Source organism: Marinococcus sp. LNHM3E3-2.2, assembly GCF_056034385.1.
On the sequence record NZ_JBQLIC010000003.1, the window covers coordinates 233,570 to 254,656 of the forward strand.

At 49.3% G+C, this 21,087-nt stretch carries 18 protein-coding genes; 13 read left to right on the plus strand and 5 right to left on the minus strand.

The genetic code is table 11. From position 1 onward, the window contains the following. Nucleotides 1-4: 4 nt before the first annotated feature. A complete protein-coding gene (locus tag ACTRXF_RS06130) occupies nt 5-661 on the plus strand; it encodes an MOSC domain-containing protein (protein WP_474278275.1) in 657 nt (218 codons plus the stop codon). 17 nt (nt 662-678) lie between these two features. Here ACTRXF_RS06130 and fdhD read toward each other — a convergent pair whose 3' ends face one another. The 3 genes from fdhD to ACTRXF_RS06145 form a co-directional block, all read right to left on the minus strand. Continuing rightward, nucleotides 679-1,491: a formate dehydrogenase accessory sulfurtransferase FdhD gene (fdhD, locus tag ACTRXF_RS06135; RefSeq protein ID WP_474261061.1), complete on the minus strand. Its 813-nt coding sequence runs from the start codon at nt 1,489-1,491 to the stop codon at nt 679-681. A 146-nt stretch (nt 1,492-1,637) separates the two neighbouring features. Then, nucleotides 1,638-3,077, minus strand: a complete 1,440-nt coding sequence (locus ACTRXF_RS06140) for an alanine/glycine:cation symporter family protein (RefSeq protein ID WP_474261062.1) — start codon at nt 3,075-3,077, stop codon at nt 1,638-1,640. Nucleotides 3,078-3,182: 105 nt separating this feature from the next. Continuing rightward, complete coding sequence (locus ACTRXF_RS06145) at nt 3,183-3,707, minus strand: sigma-70 family RNA polymerase sigma factor (RefSeq protein ID WP_474261063.1); 525 nt, start codon at nt 3,705-3,707, stop codon at nt 3,183-3,185. 156 nt (nt 3,708-3,863) lie between these two features. Here ACTRXF_RS06145 and ACTRXF_RS06150 point away from each other — a divergent pair, with 156 nt between their 5' ends. The 5 genes from ACTRXF_RS06150 (at nt 3,864) to ACTRXF_RS06170 (ending at nt 9,738) form a co-directional block, all read left to right on the plus strand. Beyond that, nucleotides 3,864-4,982, plus strand: a complete 1,119-nt coding sequence (locus ACTRXF_RS06150) for a glycerol dehydrogenase (protein ID WP_474261064.1) — start codon at nt 3,864-3,866, stop codon at nt 4,980-4,982. Nucleotides 4,983-5,123: 141 nt separating this feature from the next. Then, nucleotides 5,124-5,960 carry a PRD domain-containing protein gene (locus ACTRXF_RS06155; protein WP_474261065.1) on the plus strand — a complete coding sequence of 279 codons (837 nt, stop codon included), beginning with the start codon at nt 5,124-5,126 and terminating at the stop codon, nt 5,958-5,960. 207 nt (nt 5,961-6,167) lie between these two features. Then, entirely contained in the window at nt 6,168-7,607 is a 1,440-nt protein-coding gene (locus tag ACTRXF_RS06160; protein WP_474261066.1) for a sucrose-specific PTS transporter subunit IIBC, read from the plus strand. Nucleotides 7,608-7,617: 10 nt separating this feature from the next. Then, on the plus strand, nt 7,618-9,057 hold the full coding sequence (locus ACTRXF_RS06165) for a glycoside hydrolase family 32 protein (protein ID WP_474278277.1): 1,440 nt from the start codon (nt 7,618-7,620) through the stop codon (nt 9,055-9,057). Nucleotides 9,058-9,138: 81 nt separating this feature from the next. Continuing rightward, complete coding sequence (locus tag ACTRXF_RS06170) at nt 9,139-9,738, plus strand: short chain dehydrogenase (protein ID WP_474261068.1); 600 nt, start codon at nt 9,139-9,141, stop codon at nt 9,736-9,738. A gap of 46 nt (nt 9,739-9,784) precedes the next feature. On the opposite strand, the gene ACTRXF_RS06175 is transcribed toward ACTRXF_RS06170, so the two are convergent. Then, nucleotides 9,785-10,411 carry a uracil-DNA glycosylase gene (locus ACTRXF_RS06175; RefSeq protein WP_474261069.1) on the minus strand — a complete coding sequence of 209 codons (627 nt, stop codon included), beginning with the start codon at nt 10,409-10,411 and terminating at the stop codon, nt 9,785-9,787. Nucleotides 10,412-10,514: 103 nt separating this feature from the next. Between ACTRXF_RS06175 and ACTRXF_RS06180 the strand changes: the two genes are divergently transcribed. From ACTRXF_RS06180 to ACTRXF_RS06210, 7 genes are all read left to right on the plus strand, one after another. Next, complete coding sequence (locus ACTRXF_RS06180; RefSeq protein ID WP_474261070.1) at nt 10,515-11,663, plus strand: M14 family metallopeptidase; 1,149 nt, start codon at nt 10,515-10,517, stop codon at nt 11,661-11,663. Nucleotides 11,664-11,900: 237 nt separating this feature from the next. Further along, nucleotides 11,901-12,767, plus strand: coding sequence for a BglG family transcription antiterminator LicT (licT, locus tag ACTRXF_RS06185; RefSeq protein WP_474261071.1), 867 nt, complete (start codon nt 11,901-11,903; stop codon nt 12,765-12,767). A gap of 126 nt (nt 12,768-12,893) precedes the next feature. Next, nucleotides 12,894-14,795, plus strand: a complete 1,902-nt coding sequence (locus ACTRXF_RS06190; RefSeq protein WP_474261072.1) for a beta-glucoside-specific PTS transporter subunit IIABC — start codon at nt 12,894-12,896, stop codon at nt 14,793-14,795. 20 nt (nt 14,796-14,815) lie between these two features. Further along, entirely contained in the window at nt 14,816-16,279 is a 1,464-nt protein-coding gene (locus ACTRXF_RS06195; protein WP_474261073.1) for a glycoside hydrolase family 1 protein, read from the plus strand. 153 nt (nt 16,280-16,432) lie between these two features. Next, a complete protein-coding gene (locus tag ACTRXF_RS06200) occupies nt 16,433-17,539 on the plus strand; it encodes a threonine synthase (protein ID WP_474278279.1) in 1,107 nt (368 codons plus the stop codon). A gap of 234 nt (nt 17,540-17,773) precedes the next feature. Beyond that, nucleotides 17,774-18,904 carry an NAD(P)/FAD-dependent oxidoreductase gene (locus ACTRXF_RS06205; RefSeq protein ID WP_474278281.1) on the plus strand — a complete coding sequence of 377 codons (1,131 nt, stop codon included), beginning with the start codon at nt 17,774-17,776 and terminating at the stop codon, nt 18,902-18,904. Between the two features lie 106 nt (nt 18,905-19,010). Further along, nucleotides 19,011-19,856, plus strand: a complete 846-nt coding sequence (locus tag ACTRXF_RS06210) for an SDR family oxidoreductase (protein WP_474278283.1) — start codon at nt 19,011-19,013, stop codon at nt 19,854-19,856. A gap of 97 nt (nt 19,857-19,953) precedes the next feature. On the opposite strand, the gene ACTRXF_RS06215 is transcribed toward ACTRXF_RS06210, so the two are convergent. After that, nucleotides 19,954-21,078: an NADH-dependent flavin oxidoreductase gene (locus ACTRXF_RS06215; protein ID WP_474278286.1), complete on the minus strand. Its 1,125-nt coding sequence runs from the start codon at nt 21,076-21,078 to the stop codon at nt 19,954-19,956. Nucleotides 21,079-21,087 lie beyond the last annotated feature (9 nt).

Consider the following 21,087-nt stretch of genomic DNA (forward strand, 5'->3'; position numbering starts at 1 on the left):
GTGTATGAACATACGGGTAATGGAATGGTTTACGGGAAAGCCGGAAGACATATCAGCCGAAAAGGAAAAGCCAGTATTTTCGGCTATTAATAAAACAAAGCGATCCGAAGATTCCCTGTATTTATCGGAGACCGGCCTGGATGGAGATGAGCAGGCAGACAAAAAGAGCCACGGGGGGCCGGAGAAAGCAGTTTGTGTGTATCCGTGGGAGCATTACGCGTACTGGAGCAGAACGCTTGAGGACGCTCTTCCGCACGGAGGGTTTGGGGAAAACCTGACGGTTCAGAACGGTGTCGAGGAGGATGTGATGATCGGCGACGTTTTCCGCTGGGGAGAAGCAGTTGTGGAAATCAGCCAGCCGCGGGAGCCCTGCTATAAAATTGCGAAACGCCACGGCGTCAAAAAGCTGCCCCTCTATGTTCGTGACACCAGTTATTCCGGCTATTACATGCGGGTGCGCCAGGCAGGAACCGTAGAAAAAAATCAGCCGCTGCACCTCGAAACGAGAACCACGTCCTTAAGTGTTGCTAGCGTGAACCGGATCACCTACCATTCAGAAGGTCCGGCCGAAGTTGAAGAAGCGCTGGAGTGTGCCGCTCTTTCAGAAGAATGGAAAAAGTCCCTGTATAAAAAGCTGGATAAACTGAAAAATAAGCACTGAGCCATAAAGGCAAGTGCTTATTTTGTCGCAGAAGGGACGTCGGCGCTGATTCGTTCAGCATGGGCATAAACGTTAAAGGTAGAGCCGCGGATAAACCCGACAGCCGTGATATTTAAATCATCTGCAAGGCGGATTGCAAGGTTTGTCGGAGCGGATTTGGATAAAATAATACCCATGCCCATTTTGGCTGCTTTAGTCAGCACCTCGGAGCTTAAGCGCCCGCTGAAAACAAGTACTTTGTCGCGTACCTGGATGCCATTCATCAGACAGTACCCGTATAGCTTATCGAGCGCGTTGTGCCGGCCAATGTCAGAGCGGTCAACGATAATGCCGTCTGTATCGCAAATGGCAGCATTATGGACTCCGCCGGTGTTCTTAAACACGACGCTGTTGTCCTGCATTTCCTTCATAAACCCGAGACACTGCTCAGGTGTGAGCGTGCGTTTGGTAACAGCTGTTTTCGCTGTCTGGACATCGCTTTGAAAATAAAACTGGCGGCTCTTGCCACAGCAGGAACCAATCACCCGCTTTGAGTAAAAAGAAGCCTCCTTTACCCGGTTGGAGTTTATGGAAACGTAGGCAAAGCCCAGGTCATCGTCAAGAGAAACCGATTCAATCTCCCGGTAAAATAAGATGACTCCTTCAGATGCGAGAAACCCGACGACGAGCTCCTCCACGTGGGTGGGGGTGCACACAAGTGTTGCGAACTCTTCATCGTTTACGACAATCGTCATCGGCTTTTCCAGTGCAACCTGATCTTCTGCTGTGTAAAGTCCCTCTTCCGGCGAATAGGAGACGATAGGCTGAAGGGCGGTGGAACGGTCCGGCATATTGGTACCCCTTTCAAAATCCGTGCCCGGCACGAGGTATAGTTTATAACATTATATTTTTATCGTACCACGTAATACGGTATATACAGAAAAAAATGCACAAAAAACCTGCATCTTCTAAAAGATGCAGGCCGAACGGATTGGAATTATCGCTTTTTGCCCCAGACTTTTAAATTTTTCAGTCCCGGAATGCTGTCATTATAAAAGACCGGATCAATGCCTTGTCTACGCTGATCCATGTAGTTTTTGAGGGCAGCGGCAGCTATATGACCGAGCAGCGCGATCGCTATAAGGTTGACGACTGCCATTAAGCCCATAAACAGGTCTGCCATCGCCCACACAAGCTCGAGGCCGCTGGCTGCTCCAAGAAGAACGAACAGCAGGAAGCAGACACGGAAAATTTGGACGTATCTGCGTTTTGGAGAGATGAATTCCACGTTTACTTCCCCGTAGTAATAGTTCCCGAGCAGGGAGCTGAAAGCAAAGAAGAAAATGGCAAGAGACACAAATGTCTGTGCCCAGTCCCCTAAGTGAAAGGCGAGTGCCTGCTGGGTCAGCTGGATGCCTTCAATATTTGCCCCGGCATCAGCGTACGTACCGGAAAGCAGAATGATGAACGCTGTCGCGCTGCATATAATAAGCGTATCCGTCAGAACACCAAGAGACTGAACGAGTCCCTGCTTGACCGGGTGGCTTACATACGTTGTTGCGGCCGCGTTCGGTGCACTACCCATACCGGCTTCGTTGGAGAAGAGCCCGCGCTGGATACCAAGCATGAGAGCACCGCCAATTGTGCCTCCGGCGACCTCACGAATTCCGAAGGCCTGACCGAAAATAAGACCGAATACCTGCGGTACGTCTGCGATGTTAATAATCATAATGATAACGGCTACAATTACATACAGCGAAGCAAAAATTGGAACAATAATTTCGGCTACGACAGCGATACGCCGGACCCCGCCGTAAATAATAACGCCAATTAAAAGCATAATGGCGATCCCGACATAAACTGTTGGAATATTATAAGCACCGTTGAACGCCTGGGCGATCGTGTTGGTTTGCACGCCATTGAAAATAAAACCAAAACAAAGGGTAATCAAAACAGCGAAAATAATACCGAGCCAGCGGGCGTTCAATGCCTGCTCCATATAATAGGCCGGGCCGCCGCGGAAGCCGTCTTTATCCTTTACTTTATACATCTGTGCAAGCGTACTTTCCACAAACCCGGTAGCAGCACCGATAATAGCGATAACCCACATCCAGAAGATTGCACCAGGACCGCCGGCACTGATGGCAAGGGCTACCCCGGCAAGGTTCCCGGTACCGACACGGGCAGCGGTACTGATCGCAAATGCCTGAAAAGCTGTAGTCCCCTTGCGTTCCCTAAAGCCTGAGCGATCAGTGCCCTCTTTAAATAAAAGTACAACCATCTCTTTGAGCAGCCTGAACTGCACAAAGCCGGTGCGGATGGTGAAATAAACGCCTAAAATAAGTAAGAGTGCGATTAGCAGGTAACTCCAGATCACGTCACTGAGAGACCCTACAAGGTTATAAAACCATGTATCAGCTGTTAACCAATTTCCCATATGTATCCTCCTTCAATTAAGGTTGCATCTATTATACATTTTTCAGAGGCGCTCGGACACTGTTTTCAAGGAATTCCTGTAAAGGAATACAAGAAAAAACATAAATTACTTATCAATGAATGCCACGCAGTTTTCCAAATGTGTTTTTAGGATGCGCAGGGATTTTTGTTTGATTTTAGAGACAGCCTGCTGGGACACGTTCATCGTCTGGGCTGTCTCCGCCGTTGTCGATCCTTCAACAAACAAAGCGTATAACACCGCTTGCTCCTTCTCAGGACGCTGTTGAATAATTTCATAAAGCTCCGGATTTTCAATATGTGCGGAAAGTTTGACGGAAAAGCTCCGGGCCTGATCTGCAAAAGAAACAGCAGGAAGGAGCGTCTGAGATGTTTCTTCCCCTGTATCAACAGCAAGTGGAAACCGGTCCCGTTGCTTTCTTTCCCGCTTGTCATAGTGAACCGCTGCCCAGTAAATTGTTTTTTGCATGAAGACCCGCTTTTTCACATCGAGAAAAAAGGTGCGGAAGGCCTCGTCGAGCTTGTCTGTATACCCGTGTTCCCAGAAGTATTGATGTTCGGAGATGTCTAAAAATTGCTGAATGAGCTTTTGCTGATGAAAGGTCGCGGTCAATATGAATTCCTCCTTGTATGTTATATGTATAAAAGGCATCTTCTGTTAAAAATGACAACCTTTATACGAACATAAGTTCGCTTTATAATGATGAGTAAAAATCTTACATAAGGGAATGATGTTGAAGAGTGGAAAATTGAACCTGGAGGAATGAAAATGGGAAACAAAGTATTTATCAGTCCGAGTAAATATGTGCAGGGAGTCGACGTTGTGGATGAGGTAGGCGCCTATGTTAAAGAAATGGGCAGTAAAGCAATTGTGATTGCAGACGAATTTGTATGGGACCTGGCCGGCAACAGAGTAGTCGACAGCCTTAAGCAGCAGAGTATAGAAGCCGTAAACATTACCTTTAACGGGGAAGCCTCCACCGGGGAAATTAACCGGATTACCGAAGAAGCCCAATCGGCTGGAGCAGAAATGATTGTGGCTGTAGGAGGCGGCAAGACGCTCGATACAGCAAAAGGGGTCCGCGACCAGATTCCTGATGCCTACTGCGTCATCGTTCCGACGACGGCTTCCACAGACGCCCCGACGAGCGCCCTTTCCGTTATCTATTCGGACGAGGGTGTGTTCGAATCGTACCGCTTTTACTCGAAAAATCCAGATTTAATCGTCATGGATTCCAAAATCATCGCCGGCGCCCCGCCCCGTTTTCTCGCGTCCGGGATAGCAGATGCGATGGCTACATGGGTGGAAGCGCGCATGGCTATTCAGGCGAACGCCAACGCAATGTCCGGCGGACTTTCTACGATTGCCGGCGCAGCAATTGCGGAAAAATGTGAAGAAACGCTGTTTCAGTATGGACTCCTCGCCTATGAATCCAACAAAAGACAGATTGTCACCCACGCCCTTGAGCAGATTGTGGAAGCAAATACGCTTTTGAGCGGTCTTGGATTTGAAAGCGGCGGCCTTGCACTTGCTCATGCTATTCATAACGGATTTACCGTTCTCGACGGGGACGTGCATCACATGACGCACGGGGAAAAAGTAGCCTTTGGCACCTTGAGCCAGCTGACACTTGAGAACCGCTCGAAAGAGGAATTCGAAAAGTACGTGGATCTGTATTACCGCCTGGAGCTGCCGATCACTCTGGATGATCTTCATCTTGGAGACGCGTCGGAGGAAGAATTGATGAAGGTGGCGGAAGCGGCCTTAACTGAAGGAGAAAGCAGTCATAATATGCCGTTTGCGCTGACTCCTTATGACGTGGTAAGCGCCATGCAGGCAGCTGATCAGTACTCGAAAGCGTATAAAAAAGAACACGGCCTGAAATAAATTTATCTGCACGTTCATGAAGCCGCTGGGTTATACGACCGGCGGCTTTTTGTGTTATCTTTTCGAAGAAAGACAGGTTTACGCTCCACGTGAAATCTCGGCCGGAGGGTGATATAGTATCGAAGGAGAGGAGGCCGGTGCATGAAGATCCTGCGTGTACTGAACAATAATGCGGTAGTCGTCCATCACGGAGACCGTGAGAAGATCGTTTTTGGTGCGGGAATTGGGTTTCAAAAAGGTAAAAACGATCCCGTTAACCAGAAGAAAATAGAAAAGATATTCAGCATGGAAGAAGAAACGCCAAAATTTGAGCAGCTTTTGAAGACTCTTCCGATTGAAGTTATTGAAGTCGGGGAAGAAATTATCAGCTACGCGGAGGGCGAAATGCATCTGCCCCTCAGCGATCACATTCATATTTCGATCATTGATCACCTGGCGTTTGCGCTCGAACGTATTAAGCAGGGGTTTAAAATAGAAAATAAGCTGCTTCATGAAATTAAGGCGCTTTACCAGGAGGAGTACAGCATCGGCGTTTGGGCCATTCAGAAGATCAAAAAAGATCTGGGCGTCGAGCTGCCGGAGGACGAGGCAGGCCATATTGCACTGCATCTGCATACGGCGAAGCTGCAGACCGGATCAATGGAGGAGACGATGCACAGAACCTCATTGATCCAGGAGCTGATTCAAATTGTGGAAGACCGTGCCGGGCTCGAGCTTGCGGACCGCGGTATGTCATATCACCGGCTCGTCGTTCATTTAAATTTCGCCCTTTCGAGAGCAGAGGACGGAAAAGTGTTTGATGACATGGACCCCGAGATGCTCGAGCTGATTCAGACGAAATATGAGAAGGCCTATACTGTCGCGTACGAGCTGGCCGATTACGTTAAACAGGAGGCAGGTCTTCCATTTCCCCTGCCGGAAATCGGCTATATTGCGCTTCATATTCAACGCATTTTATCGAATCAGTCGATTTCATAAATTTGAAAAGAAAGCGTTGACATAAATCTTTTCATTTTGTATACTTTTCGTACATTACACATATCGGGAGTTGTTACTGCTTCGAGCAGGCAAGACCCAAAATGAGGACAGGAAACGTGTATCCTAGGCACACGTTTACCCTTCTCGTTTTGGGTCTTTTTTATGTTTAAAAACAGCTTCCGTTACTTTAGGGGAGGGAATGTCCGAATGGATCATAAACAAATAGCAAAAGAACTTGTACCGCTCCTTGGCGGAAAAGATAATGTTATAAGCGCCAGCCACTGCGCTACAAGGCTCCGGCTGGTCATCGACGATGAAAGCAAAATCGATAAGCAGGAAATTGAAGACCTGGAAGGCGTAAAGGGAGCTTTTTCAAGCTCCGGACAGTTTCAGATTATTTTTGGCACAGGCACGGTTAATAAGGTGTTTCAGCCATTTGCAGAGGAAATTGGTCTCGATGACGAATCCGCAGAGCATAAACAAAAACAAATGGATCATAATGAAGCTGTAAAAAAGAAAATGAATCCGGTATCACGATTTGCGAAGGTGCTTTCCAATATTTTCGTGCCGATTATTCCGGCTATTGTAGCCGCCGGTATGCTGATGGGTCTTTTGAATTTGATGAACCGCTTCGGCTGGGCGGACGGCGACAGCTCGTTATACATTCTGCTTGATATGTTCTCCTCGGCCGCCTTTATTATTCTCCCGATTTTAATTGGCTACAGTGCGGCACGTGAATTCGGCGGTAATACGTACTTAGGGGCTGTTGTCGGCGGGATTATGACCCACCCGACGCTTTTGAACCCGTGGGGGCTGCAGGAAGGCGGCGTTGAACCGGAAATGCTCAATTTCGCCGGCATGAATATCGAACTGCTCGGCTATCAGGGTACGGTTATTCCGGTGCTGCTGACTGTGTATGTCATGTGCTGGCTCGAAAAGCTGTTCCGTAAATTTGTACCTAATATGGTGGATTTGCTCGTAACTCCATTTTTAACGATCATGACGACAGGATTTGTAGCACTAATGGTCGTCGGCCCGCTAGGCCGTCTGCTCGGAGAAGGCGTAACTACGTCGTTGTCATTTTTGTATGATTCGGGTGCCGGTTTTGCCGGACTCGTGTTTGGCGGCCTGTATTCGTTGATTGTTTTAACCGGTGTGCACCACAGCTTTCACGCGATCGAGGCAGAAATTCTCGGCCAGATCGGCTTCAACTACCTGCTCCCTATATGGGCGATGGCTAACGTAGCTCAGGGCGGAGCCGGGCTTGCCGTATGGGTGAAAACGAAGAGCAAAAAAATGAAAGAAATCGCTGGTCCGTCAGCATTCGCTGCCTTTCTTGGCATCACGGAGCCAGTCATTTTCGGGGTAAACCTCCGCTACCGCCGGCCATTTATCGGGGCTGCAATTGGCGGCGCTCTTGGCGGTGCGTACGTGACAATTACAAATGTCACAGCAAATGGCATTGGGGTGACCGGCCTGCCGATGTTTGCGATTGCAAACGATCCGGTTAACTACGCAATCGGTTTACTGGTCGCTGTTGGCGGCGCATTTACTGCGGCATGGCTGCTCGGCTGGCAGGAAGAAGAACAGCAGCCGAAGAAAGAAAAAACAAACACAGAAAAAGACAGTGAGGAAAAAGCTGTATAAGGAGGAAGCAATGAAAGAGGAGCAGGCGCTTCGAAAGGAAGCAGAACAAATAGTACAAACAGTTGAAGCGGCAGGCCCCTTTCGACAGCAGTTTCACCTGATGCCTCCAGCAGGATTAATGAATGATCCGAACGGTCTTGTGCAGTGGCAGGGAGTGTACCATGTGTTTTACCAGTGGATGCCGTTTCAAACTGGTCACGGCAGCAAATGGTGGGGGCATGCGGCGACGCGGGACTGGGTCCATTGGGAGCTTCTGCCCCCGGCACTTGCACCAGTGCACGATTTTGAGAAAAACGGCTGCTATTCCGGCAGTGCGGTAGCGCATGAGGGCCTTCTATACTTGTTTTATACAGGAAATGTCAAAGACGAACACGGGAACCGGACGAGTTATCAGTGTGTTGCAGTCTCAAGTGACGGAGTGGAGTTTGAAAAGCACGGCCCGGTGATTTATCAGCCGGAAGGGTACACTGCTCACGTCCGTGATCCAAAAGTATGGTTTGAGGCGGATTTTTGGTGGCTCGTGGTCGGTGCCCAGCGCCACGATCTGGAAGGACAGATACTGCTGTACCGTTCGGCGGACCTGTGGGAGTGGGAATATTTAGGACCACTTGCCGGAAAAGGAGTTACGTTGGATGCCTCCTTTGGCTACATGTGGGAATGCCCGGACTTTTTTGAACTGGACGACTCGCGGGTACTGCTCATCTCTCCGCAGGGGCTTGAAGCAGAAACGTATCGGTATCAGAATCAGTATCAGACCGGTATTTTTGCCGGTGAATTCTTTCCGGAAACGGGCACGTTTTCCCATGGCGGGTTTCGTGAAATTGACCTCGGTTTTGAATTTTACGCCCCGCAGACGTTTCTGGATGAACGGGGCCGGCGTCTGATGATTGGCTGGATGGGAGTGCCGGACCAGCAGGAACAGGCGCAGCCGACGATTGCTAACGGCTGGGTTCACTGTCTGACGGTCCCCCGGGAGCTGACAATGAAAAACGGGCACCTGTACCAGCAGCCAATTAAAGAGTACCGGCAGCTGCGGGAAGAGCACGCATCCGCGGTCGTTGCTGTGAATAATGAGGCGGTAGTTTGGCAGTCATGGAATGCCGCAGTGGCAGAGGTTTACCTGGATGTGGAGGAGGAGAAAAGCTGGACTGTCTCCTGGCGCCGTTATTTTCATATTTCCTATGATGCCCGGGAGCAGACAATTACCTTTGAACGGCCGGACCTGGAGACGGGCGCCCCGGTCCGTCGTATGGGCCGGGTAAACAGTGTGCGTTCGATTCGCTGCCTGTTTGACCGTTCCTCTGCAGAAGTGTTTGTGAACGACGGGGAATATGTCTCGACCTCCCGCCTGTTCCCGGAGCAGGAAGAAGGGGAGCTCCAATTTTCAGCTGAAACACCTGCAGTCTTTCATGTCGATGCATGGGAGCTTCAGTCTCTGCAATGGGAATGATGAAACGTCCTGTGTTTGTAAGACGGAAAAAAGTGGAACAATAAGCGTAGAGAAACTTTGGAGACAGAAAGGAAGATTTTCATGCGCATATTGTTAGTCGGGGCTTCAGGTACGATCGGAAGTGCCGTATACGAACGCTTAAAAGACGAACACGACATTCTTTGTGCCGGGCGAAATGGCCGGGACGTGCAGGTGGATATTACGGACGAAGACAGCATCCGACAGATGTATGAGTCCACCGGCCGCGTGGATGCAGTCATTACGGCCTCAGGAAGCGCCGGCTTTGCCCCGCTCACTGAGCTGACTCCAGAAAAGAACCAGACAGCAATCAACAGTAAAATGAAGGGCCAGATCAACCTGGTGCTGCTCGGTATTCCATACGTGAACGACGGCGGCAGCTTCACGCTCACATCCGGCGTCATGATGGACGATCCGATTCCTCAGGGAACGTCCGCTGCGATGGCGAATGGTGCCGTAAAAGGCTTCGTCACATCTGCGGCTATTGAACTGCCGAGAGGCATCCGGATTAACAATATCAGTCCGAACCTGTTGAGCGAATCGGCAGAAAAGCTTGGCGGCTTTTTCCGCGGCTTTGATCCCGTGCCGGGAGATAAAGTTTCCCTTGCATATCAGAAAAGCGTTGAAGGCCAGCAGACCGGCCAGACGTACGAAGTCTACTAATAAAAAGCTCCGGAGCACAGACATTCATCTGTACTCCGGAGCTTTTTCAGGTGCGAAGCGCGTGGGCGGCGAGTGTGTTCAGGTAGTCCTTCATTGTCTGTTCGAGGCTTCGGTTATACAGAATCGCGGCCGGATGATAGATCGGAAAAATATTGTAATTTTTCTTCGTCCAAATGTACGAGTTGGCCTCTTCATCCCATTGCTGTACTGGAGACGTCTGAATTCTGCCGGTCACATCACCGAGTCTGGGGCTTTTTCCGAGCAGCCGCTGGTAGGCGATTTTGCCCATCGGCACAAGCCACTCGGGCTGTACCTGGGATATTTCATAATCCAGTACAGGCGCATGGGCCTGTATTTCTTTCTGGTTCGGGGTCCGGTTGTATTTCCGGCGCACCCCGGCCTTCGTTTGTCCCCATTTAAACGGACGGCTTCGCACGGCGCTTGTAACATAAATATCGTCCCGTTTAATGTTCAAGTCGTCGAGATACGAGTCGAAAATAACTCCTGCTCTTCCGCTGAAGGGGATGCCATTATGAATTTCGGTTTCGCCTGGAGCTTCCCCGACAAACATAATTGTGGCGTCTTTCGGACCGGCGCCCGGCAGAAATCCTTCACAGTCAAATGGTTCAATGCGTTCGTTGGCGAGCTGTACTAAAGAAGAAGGCAGCTGCATAGTTATCATCCTTTTTATGGTTTCTTTTGCCGCTAATAGGTTTGTACCCGAATTGGCGAGGAATAATGAGCGTAAGACCAATTTTGATGAGGGAGGCAGTAAAATGAAATCATCCGATCAATATTTTTTCCCTACGTACGAAGAAGCAAGAAGGGCTTTCCGGAAAAGAAGCGCAGACGTGGCAGCAGTATGGCCGGAGGCCTCGCTGACCCAGTACGCTGTCGGAGAGCCGGAAAACAATAACACGACCGATATTATTGCAGCGGACGCCAGATACCATTCCAGTACGCTGATTGTCGTCACCACCGGCGTGCACGGGATAGAAGGATACGCAGGGTCGGCGCTTCTGCAGCTGTTTATCGACGAGTGTTTGACCCAGCTGAATCCGAATACGACCGGCATACGTCTTGTGCATGCCGTGAACCCGTGGGGGATGAAAAACCGGCGGCGGGTGAGTGAAAACAACGTGGATCTGAACCGTAATTTTATGAAGGATTGGAACAATGTGCCTGCTTCACTGAACAAGCGATTTGAAAAAGAAAAGAAACATTTTGTGCCGGAAGGGCCGGTGAAAAGCTGGAAAAAACAGCGATGGAATCTATTAAGCTCTCTCGGGGCAAAGGTGTTTAAGCGAGGCGTATCCGGACTGGAAAAAGCAGCAACGATGGGACAGTACCAGTATCCAACCGGTATTTTTTACGGCGGAGCAGCTTATGAAGAGCCGGTGGAAAAGCTCCTGTCGCGTATGGATGAGTGGGTAAAGGAATACGAAACGGTCGTCCATATTGACATTCATACCGGGCTGGGGCCTTCCGAACAGCTGTGGCTGCAGGTGCCGCATTCAGACCCGCGCAAGGAAAAGCAGCTCCAGAAGCAGTTTGGGCATCCTGAGGTAAACTATGTGCAAAAAACGGATGTGCGGGAAATCAAAGGCGAGGATGCAGAATACGTGAAGGATGTCTACAGCCGAAGACATCCGGATAAGTATATTTTCTCCTGCCTGCTGGAGTTCGGCACAATCGGCAACCGGCTGCCGGATCAGATGAGAGCGCTCGATATTGTCGTGCACGAAAACCAGTACTACTGGTACGGGGCAAAAAAAGAAGCAGATGCCCGTGAACTGCAGAAGGAATTTCATCAGCTCTTCGACCCGCCCGAGGAAAGCTGGAGACAGGCAGTGCTGAAAAAGGGCAAAGCCGGTTTTAATCTCGTGCTTGAAAAAGAAGCGGGGGTGCAGCTTGTTAAAAAATAGCCGCCAGCTGCGACGAAAATCTAAAGTCCCGGTTGTTATTTAGGAAATAAGTATTGACCCCGTCTCCCGCCTGTGATAAAAATAGATATATAGAAAACGTTTACAAAAGAATATTCCCTTAAATTAGGATTGTTACTGATGAAGCAGGCAAAACCTAAACTCCGCGCCGTTCTGGTAGAATGGTGTGTGTGAGTTTAGGTTTTTTTATTGGACTATTCAGGCAAAGGGCGAGGAGATATGCAGATAAAAAAAGTCTTCAATAACAATGTAGTTCTGACGGAAAACCGCCACGGAAAAGAAATGGTAGTGATGGGGAAAGGTTTGGCGTTTCAGCGCAAAGCCGGGGAAACGGTCGATCAGGAGCAGGTGGAGAAAACGTTTGTGCTTGAAAATGAAAACGTCTCCGACCAGCTGGCTGAGCTTCTGGCAGATGTGCCCGAAACCTACCTGTCGATTGCAGAACAGATTATTTCCCTGGCTAAAGAGGATCTTGGTGTAAAGCTTGATGATTACTTATACGTGGCACTGACGGATCATTTAAGCTTTGCGATCCGCCGCTATGAACAGGGAATGTCGCTGCAGAATACACTCGCCTGGGAAATCAGGAAGTATTACCGTAAAGAATTTGCTGTCGCTTTAAAAGCACTGAACATTATTGAAGCAGAAACCGGCCACCGGCTTGATGAGCACGAAGCAGCTTCGATTACGCTGCATCTCGTGAACAGCCAAATGTCCGGTGAAGGCCTCGAAGAAGTTGTAGAAACTGTAGGCATCGTTAACGATATGCTGAGTATCGTGAAATACCACTTTCAAATGGAGCTTGATGAAGATACGCTGAATTATGAACGCTTTTTAACGCATCTGCGCTTTTTTGCCTGGCGTCTCGTCCGAAAGGAGCGGCTGCAGTATGACGCCGATGATGATTTTTTATATCAGCAGGTGAAAAAGCAGTACAAAGAAGCCTTTCTGTGCAGTGAAAAAATTAAAAAATACGTCGAAAACAAATATGATTGGAGCGTATCCAACGACGAACTGATTTATTTAACGGTTCACATTCACCGGGTCGCATCCCGGCATCAACTGAATAAAAACCACTCAGAGTAGGGTTGTTACTGATGAAGCAGGCAAAACCTAAGCTGAGCAGAGTGTGGAAGGGGATTTTTCCTTTCTGTCATCTGTTCAGTTTAGGTTTTTTCTTTGCCTAAAATACTAATAAAAAGGGGTGTAGACATGAAAAAAGATTATCAGGAGCTTGGCAGAAGTGTCGTCGCCGGCGTCGGCGGCGAAGAAAACGTACAGTCGCTCGTTCACTGTGCCACACGACTTCGATTCCGGTTGAAAGACAGAGGCCAGGCAGACAAGGAGCAGGTGGAGGCGCTTGAAGGAGTTATTCAGGTCGTGGAAAGCGGCGGTCAGTTTCAGGTCGTTATCGGTAATGAAGTATCCGACGTCTACAAAGCGATCGCGAAGGACACAAAGCTTGGCGACGATGATGCCAATGCAGGAGCTTCGGAGGACAAGGGAAATGAGGGTAATTTATTTAACCGGGCGATTGATATTATTTCCGCTATTTTCACTCCAATATTGGGAGCGCTTGCAGGAGCCGGTATTCTAAAAGGGCTGGTAGCGGTGCTGCTGGCCACGGGCGTATTAACGGAGACAAGCGGGACGTACCAGGTACTGAACGCTGCTTCGGACAGCTTGTTCTACTTCCTTCCGGTGCTTTTAGCCATCACGTCTGCCCGTAAATTCGGGGCAGATCCATACGTAGCAGTGCTGATCGCCGGAGCTCTTCTGTATCCGGATTTAATCGCATTTGGGGAAGAACAGGGTGGCAGCTTTGGATTTCTCGGGATTCCGGTGCTGATGGGTAACTACGCATCGTCGGTTATTCCCATTATTTTAGCTGTTTATGTGATGTCGAAGCTGCAGGCGGTACTGAACGGCTGGCTGCATTCAAGCATCCGGATGTTTTTCACGCCGCTTCTTATTCTAGTTATTATGGTTCCGTTAACATTGATTGTTTTCGGTCCGGTTGGTACGGTAATCAGCGGCTGGCTTGCTGATGGCTATACGTCGATTTATGACGCAAGTCCAATGATTGCCGGGGCGTTTATGGGTGTGTTCTGGCAGGTGTTTGTTATTTTTGGTCTGCACTGGGGATTCGTACCAATTGGAATCAACAACTTAAGCGTGTACGGGGAGGATACGTTTTCCGCTCTGCTTGCGCCGGCTGTGTTTGCACAGGCCGGAGCAGCGTTGGGTGTTTATTTAAAATCACGCCAGCGGAAAGTAAAAGCGATCGCCGGTCCGGCTGCAATTTCCGGATTGTTCGGTATTACCGAGCCTGCAATTTACGGGGTGACGCTTCGCTATAAACGTCCGTTTATTTTAGGCGCAGCTGCCGGTGGTGTCGGCGGTGCGATTGCAGGTATTGCTAATGCCTCTGCGCTTGCGGTAGCACTGCCAAGTCTGGCTGCCCTGCCGGTATACTTCGGGGAAGGATTTGGGCTGTTTGTGGTATCGATTATCGTCGCGTTTTCCCTCGGGGCTCTCCTCACTTACCTGTTTGGCTATAAGGATGAGCTTGAAGAGAAAGCACCGGACCAACCGGAAGAAACGACTACTGACGCCCAGACTGCGAAGGAGGTAGCGGCAACGTCAACCATATCGAAGGAAAACCAGGCAGTTGCGAGCCCGCTTAAGGGCGCTGTGATTCCGCTTGAAGAAGTAAATGATGCTGCGTTTTCCTCTGGAGCCATGGGGAAAGGCATCGCTGTGATTCCGATAGAAGGAAAGCTTTATGCTCCGGCAGACGGCGAAATGTCCACCGTCTTCCCGAGTAAGCACGCCTTCGGCCTTAAAATGAATTCAGGGGCGGAGCTGCTTATGCATATCGGGCTCGATACGGTACAATTGGATGGGCAATATTTCCAGGCGAACGTGCAGCAGGGTGATACGGTCACTAAGGGACAGCTGCTTGCAGAATTTGATATTAAAGCCATACGTGAAGCAGGCTATGATTTATCCACGCCGATTATTGTTACCAACACAAACGATTATTTAGATGTGATTGGAGACAATGACGGCAACGTTGAACCAGGCGATACAATGCTTTCAATTATTCAGTAAATAGAGAAGGAGTGGACACTATGACATTTAAACCATCATTTCCAGAAGGATTCCTATGGGGCGGAGCTATCTCCGCCAACCAAGCTGAAGGAGCCTATAATAGAGACGGGAAGGGGCTCTCCACCGCAGACATTATCGAACTGATTGAACCTGAAGACCGGACGTCCATGAAGCTGCCATATCCGAGCCGGGAGGAGATTGAACATGTGCTGAAAACCGAAGAAGACCGGGTCTTTCCGAAGCGGTTCGGCATCGATTTTTATGATACGTACAAGGAAGATATTGCCCTTTTAAAGGAACTCGGGTTTAAAACGTTCCGCATTTCGATCGGTTGGGCGCGCATTTTTCCGACCGGTACTGAAACAGAGCCGAACGAAGAGGGACTGGCGTTTTATGATAATGTGTTTGATGAAATGCACAAGCACGGCATAGAGCCGCTTGTTACCCTCTCCCACTATGAAATTCCACTGCATTTGGCGACCGAATACGGCGGCTTTTACGGAAGAGAAACAGTGGATCATTTTGCCCGCTACGCCGAAACCGTGTTTGAGCGCTACAAAGGAAAGGTGAAATACTGGATCACCTTTAACGAAATTAATTCATTGATGATGGCCCCGTACGTCGGCGGCGGGCTGATTCCGGACGTAGTCCCGGAAGGCCGGAAGCTTGAAGCGATCTACCAGACAGCTCACCATCAGCTTGTGGCGAACGCAAAGGCCATTGAAGCGTGCCGGAGAATCAGTCCGGATGCACGTATCGGCTGCATGGTAATCGGCATGATCAACTATCCGAACAGTCCGCACCCGGAGGACGTGCTCGCCGCCCACCAGGACATGCGCAATACGCTTTTCTTCACTGACGTCTTTACGAAGGGCGGCTATCCGGGCTATATGACACGGGTGTTTGCAGAAAACGACATCCAGCTGAAGACGGAGCCCGGAGATGAAGAGCTGCTGCGGGAAAACACGATCGATTTTCTGCCGTTCAGCTATTACATGTCAGCGGTATCCGCGCGTGAAGAAACGACGGGAGAAAAGGCAGGGGGCAACCTGCTGACCAAGCTGAAGAACCCGTATCTTGAAGCGTCGGACTGGGGCTGGCAGATTGACCCGGTCGGCCTTCGGACGTTGCTGAACCAGCTGTATGAGCGCTACGACACACCGATGTTTATCGTGGAAAACGGCCTGGGGGCCTACGACAAGATGGAAGAGGATGGATCGGTGCATGATCCGTACCGCATCGATTATCTAAAAAGCCACATCGAACAGATGAAAGAAGCGATTGGAGACGGTGTGGAGCTGATCGGCTACACCACCTGGGGGCCGATTGACCTTGTGAGCTTCTCCACGTCCGAAATGTCCAAGCGCTACGGCTTTGTTTACGTGGACCGGGACGATTACGGAAAGGGCTCCAACAAGCGCAGCAAAAAAGACAGCTTTTACTGGTATCAAAACGTGATTCAGACGAACGGGGAAGAGCTGTAAGAAAAATCATGCATTATTAATTTGGCTGAAGCCGGGGCGGGTGCTCCGGCTTCAGCTTTTGTTGCTGGCATTGGCATTTTCGCTTAAGTGTGGGAAAGTAATGAAAAAGCAGCTTAAATTTTTCATTAAAGCATTCGAAAAGGCGGGATAGGAATGAACCAATATATTTGCAGTGAGTGTGAACAGATTCACCCGATCACCCTCACTATCTGGAAATGCCCGGTATGCGGAGGAGTGCTGGATCTCTTAAGAGAAACACCTTCCGTAAATCCGGAGGTGTGGGAAAGCTATCCATTATCCATCTGGAGGTACGCAGAAACGATGCCGTTTTCGAAGGAAACTCGGCCATGGGAAGCCGTGTCTATGGGAGAAGGCCAGACCCCGCTGCTTCCTTTATCACCCGGAGATCCTGAGGTATACGTTAAAGTGGACTACATGATGCCAACGTTGTCGTTTAAAGACCGTGGCGCGGTGGCGTTGATAACAAAAGCAAAAGAGCTGGGCGCGGAGAAAGTAATCGCGGACAGCAGCGGGAACGCCGGCACCGCCATGGCTGCCTATGCCGCCCGGGCAGGTATTGCCTGTGACGTATACGTAAGTGCTAAGACGTCACCGAAAAAGATCGATCAAATCAGTGCACACGGAGCCCGTATTCGAAAAATCCAGGGGACTCGGGAAGAGGTGGCCGCAGCCGCCCAGCAGGCAGTCGAACAGGAGCAGGTATTTTATGCGAGCCATGTATATAACCCGTATTTTTTTGAAGGCACCAAATCATATGCGTATGAAATATATGAACAGCTCGGACGTGCGCCTGAAACCGTGATTGTTCCCGTAGGTAACGGGACACTGCTTTTAGGAGCTTACTACGGTTTTCACGAGCTGCTGACAAATAATCTGATTGATCAGATGCCGAAAATCGTGGCAGTGCAGGCTGACAACTGCGCCCCGCTCGCCCAGGCTTATGAAAAGGGAGCTGAAATAGCGGAGCCGACTGCTGCGAAATCCACACTCGCGGAAGGGATTGCCATCGCAGCGCCGGCGCGCTCGGCACAAATTCTGCAGGCCGTTCGTCAAACAAACGGGACGTTTATCCGGATTCCGGAAGAAAAAATATTAAGCGCAAGGAAAGCTCTGGCCAGCAAAGGGTTTTATGTAGAAGTTACCTCGGCCATTAACTATGCGGGATATCTTCAGTACCAAAGAGGAGAAAGCGAAACGGTAGTTATCCCTTTCTGCGGAGCAGGGATTAAATCCTCGTAATAGGATTTATGCTGAACATTTCTGAAGAAAACAATTTACGCAAACAGTATAAGAGTGACTGAGAAATTGCATTTGTAATAATTTTGAAGCTGCGTGCTTTTGTTTTTCATTAGACACATATTTTTGCTCCTATAAAGACAGATGAGTTGCCAATTGTTTTTCGCGGTGGATAGAATAAGCGTATAACTCGTTTTCCGGCATCGTGAATATGCTTCCCGAAGAGGAGTGAGGGAGATGATTGATTTTTTGATTATTGGTGGCGGTATTGTTGGTACGGCACTTGCGCATGAGCTTTCCCATTATCGGGGACGAACGGTGGTTCTTGAAAAAGGACGGACGCTCTCCGGCGTCCAGTCGACGCATAACAGCGCGCTTGTCCATCCCCCTGCAATGATGCCCGCTGCCAAAGGAAAAATGAAGTCTGAGCTTGGCAGAAACGGAAGCCGCCTTCACCGGATATTAGCGGAGCGCTTTGACGTTCCTGTTTTTCAACACGGAGCGATCGCAACGGCACGCACGGATGAAGAGCTTGGAAAACTACATTGGCTGAAGCGGCAGAGTGAGGCAGAGGGTGTTCATACGATCACCATCTTAAGCAGGGAAGAAATGCTGGAGCGGGAACCAAAGCTGCACCCAGAGCTTAAAGGCGGCCTGTTTATGCCCGAAGCCATGAGTGCAGACACTGCTGTGCTCACAGATAGACTCGCATCCAATGCCCGCCTTAACGGGGCGGAAATTCATACGAATACCGGGATTATCGATCTGCGTAGAACAGAAACAGGATTTGAAGTGGAAACGAAAGAGGGAATCGTTTTTCAAAGCCGGTTTGTGATTAATGCCGCCGGAGCCGCCGCTGCTTCCGTTGCCGGCATGATTGAGGATCGCGTGCCGTTTGAGCCGGTTCCGAGGCGCGGAGAATATATGGTGCTCGGAAAACAGGCTTCGGGATTTATTAATCACATCATTTATCCGCCGCCCACAAGCCGGACGAAGGGTATTCTGATCATTCCCCAGCCGGACGGAACAATCCGTCTCGGTCCGACAGATATAAAACAAAACAGCTTTCGCTTTGCTCTTCCGACAAAAGAAGGAATGGAGCAGATTCAAAACGAAGTCAACATGCTTGCAACAGGCATTCCTTATGAATTCACGGAGCGCCATTATGCCGGTATACGCTCGAGCATTACCGAGCCGGATTTTTACATCCGTTCCTCGGAGAAGGATCCGAGGCTGATTCATCTGGCGGGGCTGGACTCCCCGGGGGTAACTGCCTCTCCCGCGATTGCATCATATGTCGTATCCGATATTATTCAAAATATCGAATCAGTGGAACGAAAAACCGATCCTGATCTGACGGGGTACTGATGGTGGCGGGGCTGTGGTTTTTGAAAAGGCTTACGGCCTTAAAATAAAGATTTCAAAGTATCGTAGGTGACTGTGATAATGACTTGTCTAAAGGAAAGGGATGGTCATGAAGGTTTTAGTGACAGGTTTTACAGGAAAGGTTGGATTTGAAGCTGCTCAAAAGCTTACGAATAATAATATTCCTTTTGTGGGTGCTGTGCGGAATCCCGAAAAAGCTAAAGCGGAATTTGGTGATGGTTATGAATTTGTAACGCTTGATTTTTCAAAGCCTGATACATTTGATGGAGCTCTTAGCCAGGTGGATCGTATATTTTTAATGTATCCTCCGGGAGATAATCTGCAATTTGGCAGCTTTTTAGAACAGGCTAAAAAGCATGGCATTCAGCATATTTCTTATTTATCGTTAAAGGATGTGCAGTTTATGCCATTTATTCACCACTATAAAATGGAGAAATTAATAAAAAAATCAGGCATTCCCTATACATTTGTGCGCGCGGGTTATTTTATGCAGAACTTGAACGATTTTTTGTGTGAAGAAATTAAAGAAAGGCATCGTATTTTTGTGCCGGCCGGCAATGGGAAAACGAGCTTTGTGGATACAAGAGATCTGGCTGAAATATCAGTCAAAGCATTAATGCATCCTGCGAAACACCGGAATACAAGCTATGTCATCACAGGCGGGGAAGCTCTCAATTTTTATGAGGTAGCAAACATTATGACGGATATTTTAGGTGTTGATATTGAATATGCTGATCCCTCGGTAAAAGAGTTCAAACAATTTATGAAAAAAATGAACGTAGATGATGATTTTATCAATGTGGTCATTGGCATTCACTTTCCCACGAAGCTGGGACTCGCAAAAGGAATTACGCATGATTATCAGAAAGTAACAGCGAAAGAGCCTACAGATACAAGGGTGTATATTAATGATTTTAAAAGCAGTTGGATATAGGAAAACCCACCCCCGGCATGATAAGAAAAATCTCGTGTCCGGGAGTGGGTTTTTATTATGATTTAACAAATTCGTATAACTCGTCTATGAGAGGGTGTCAGCCGTCATTTCTAGGCAGCGGATAAAATCCATTGTAGAGCTGCTGCCATAGAGGTTCCGGAAGATGGTATTTTGTCGGTTCTTCAGGGTCAAAGGTGGCATTGATTTCCTGTTCGCGGCCTTCCTGGACTTTGCTCACGAACTGATGATCGAGCAGCAATTCCCGCCCGAGACAAACCAGTTCTGTGCCAGTCTCCAGGGCGCTTAGTGCGTCATCTGCCGTGAAAATGGAGCCAATACCGATCAGCGGAGCACGGCCGCCAATCCAATCGTGGATCAATTGAATACGTTTTTGTCCGTTGTACTGGCCTTCCCGTGTTTCGGAATGAATATCCATCAGAGACACATGGAAATAATCCAGAGGGTGTTCGGCCAAACGATCAATCAATTCCTTCGTCAGCTCCATTGTAATGCCCGGAGATTCGGCTTCTTCCGGGGAAAAGCGGTATCCCACGATGAAATCGTCGCCGCCGTGTTCCCTGGCTGAGGCGGTTACCTCGTTGACCACGGCCAGTGGAAACTTAAATGGGTCAGCCCACTCATCGTCCCGGCGATTATAATACGGAGAAACAAACTGCTGAATGAGATAGTGGTTGGCGCCGTGAATTTCCACGCCGTCAAAGCCTGCCTGGGCTGCACGTCTCGTAGCTTCCCCGAACGCCTGAATCGTTTCTTTGATTTCTTCATGCGTGATCGGACGAGCCTGATGCTTTTGCGGCTCGCCAAAGCTCGCCAGTTCAATTTCACTTGGCGCTGCTACGTCGCCGCCTGGAGTTAATTTAGGCAACGACTGAGCTCCGCCGTGATGAATCTGGGCGACGGCTTTTGCACCGTTCTTTTTCATGACAGCAGCCAGCTGGCGCAGGCCCTCGAGATCCGAGTCTCTGGCGATCGACGGCTGGCCGGGGAATGCTTTCCCTAAAGCTGTCACATTGCTTGCTGCCGTAATAGCCAATCCGACATCCTCCGACCGTTTTTCAATGTAAGGAAGCTCGCGGTCAGAAATGGTCCCGTCCTCGTTGGAGGACACGTGGGTTAACGGCGCCAGTGCAAAGCGATTTCTCAAGGTGATTCCATTCGGTAATGTTAATGGTTGAAATAGTGGGGTATATTTTTCGTTCATTGCTTAAGC

Excerpts from the sequence above, each read along its gene's own strand:
- fdhD (WP_474261061.1), bottom strand. The coding sequence starts at position 1,491 with ATGCCGGACCGTTCCACCGCCCTTCAGCCTATCGTCTCCTATTCGCCG.
- ACTRXF_RS06210 (WP_474278283.1), top strand. The coding sequence starts at position 19,011 with ATGAAGGTTTTAGTGACAGGTTTTACAGGAAAGGTTGGATTTGAAGCT.
- ACTRXF_RS06130 (WP_474278275.1), top strand. The coding sequence starts at position 5 with ATGAACATACGGGTAATGGAATGGTTTACGGGAAAGCCGGAAGACATA.
- ACTRXF_RS06180 (WP_474261070.1), top strand. The coding sequence starts at position 10,515 with ATGAAATCATCCGATCAATATTTTTTCCCTACGTACGAAGAAGCAAGA.
- ACTRXF_RS06140 (WP_474261062.1), bottom strand. The coding sequence starts at position 3,077 with ATGGGAAATTGGTTAACAGCTGATACATGGTTTTATAACCTTGTAGGG.
- ACTRXF_RS06155 (WP_474261065.1), top strand. The coding sequence starts at position 5,124 with ATGAAGATCCTGCGTGTACTGAACAATAATGCGGTAGTCGTCCATCAC.
- ACTRXF_RS06200 (WP_474278279.1), top strand. The coding sequence starts at position 16,433 with ATGAACCAATATATTTGCAGTGAGTGTGAACAGATTCACCCGATCACC.
- licT (WP_474261071.1), top strand. The coding sequence starts at position 11,901 with ATGCAGATAAAAAAAGTCTTCAATAACAATGTAGTTCTGACGGAAAAC.
- ACTRXF_RS06195 (WP_474261073.1), top strand. The coding sequence starts at position 14,816 with ATGACATTTAAACCATCATTTCCAGAAGGATTCCTATGGGGCGGAGCT.
- ACTRXF_RS06150 (WP_474261064.1), top strand. The coding sequence starts at position 3,864 with ATGGGAAACAAAGTATTTATCAGTCCGAGTAAATATGTGCAGGGAGTC.
- ACTRXF_RS06205 (WP_474278281.1), top strand. The coding sequence starts at position 17,774 with ATGATTGATTTTTTGATTATTGGTGGCGGTATTGTTGGTACGGCACTT.
- ACTRXF_RS06190 (WP_474261072.1), top strand. The coding sequence starts at position 12,894 with ATGAAAAAAGATTATCAGGAGCTTGGCAGAAGTGTCGTCGCCGGCGTC.
- ACTRXF_RS06165 (WP_474278277.1), top strand. The coding sequence starts at position 7,618 with ATGAAAGAGGAGCAGGCGCTTCGAAAGGAAGCAGAACAAATAGTACAA.
- ACTRXF_RS06215 (WP_474278286.1), bottom strand. The coding sequence starts at position 21,078 with ATGAACGAAAAATATACCCCACTATTTCAACCATTAACATTACCGAAT.
- ACTRXF_RS06175 (WP_474261069.1), bottom strand. The coding sequence starts at position 10,411 with ATGCAGCTGCCTTCTTCTTTAGTACAGCTCGCCAACGAACGCATTGAA.
- ACTRXF_RS06160 (WP_474261066.1), top strand. The coding sequence starts at position 6,168 with ATGGATCATAAACAAATAGCAAAAGAACTTGTACCGCTCCTTGGCGGA.
- ACTRXF_RS06170 (WP_474261068.1), top strand. The coding sequence starts at position 9,139 with ATGCGCATATTGTTAGTCGGGGCTTCAGGTACGATCGGAAGTGCCGTA.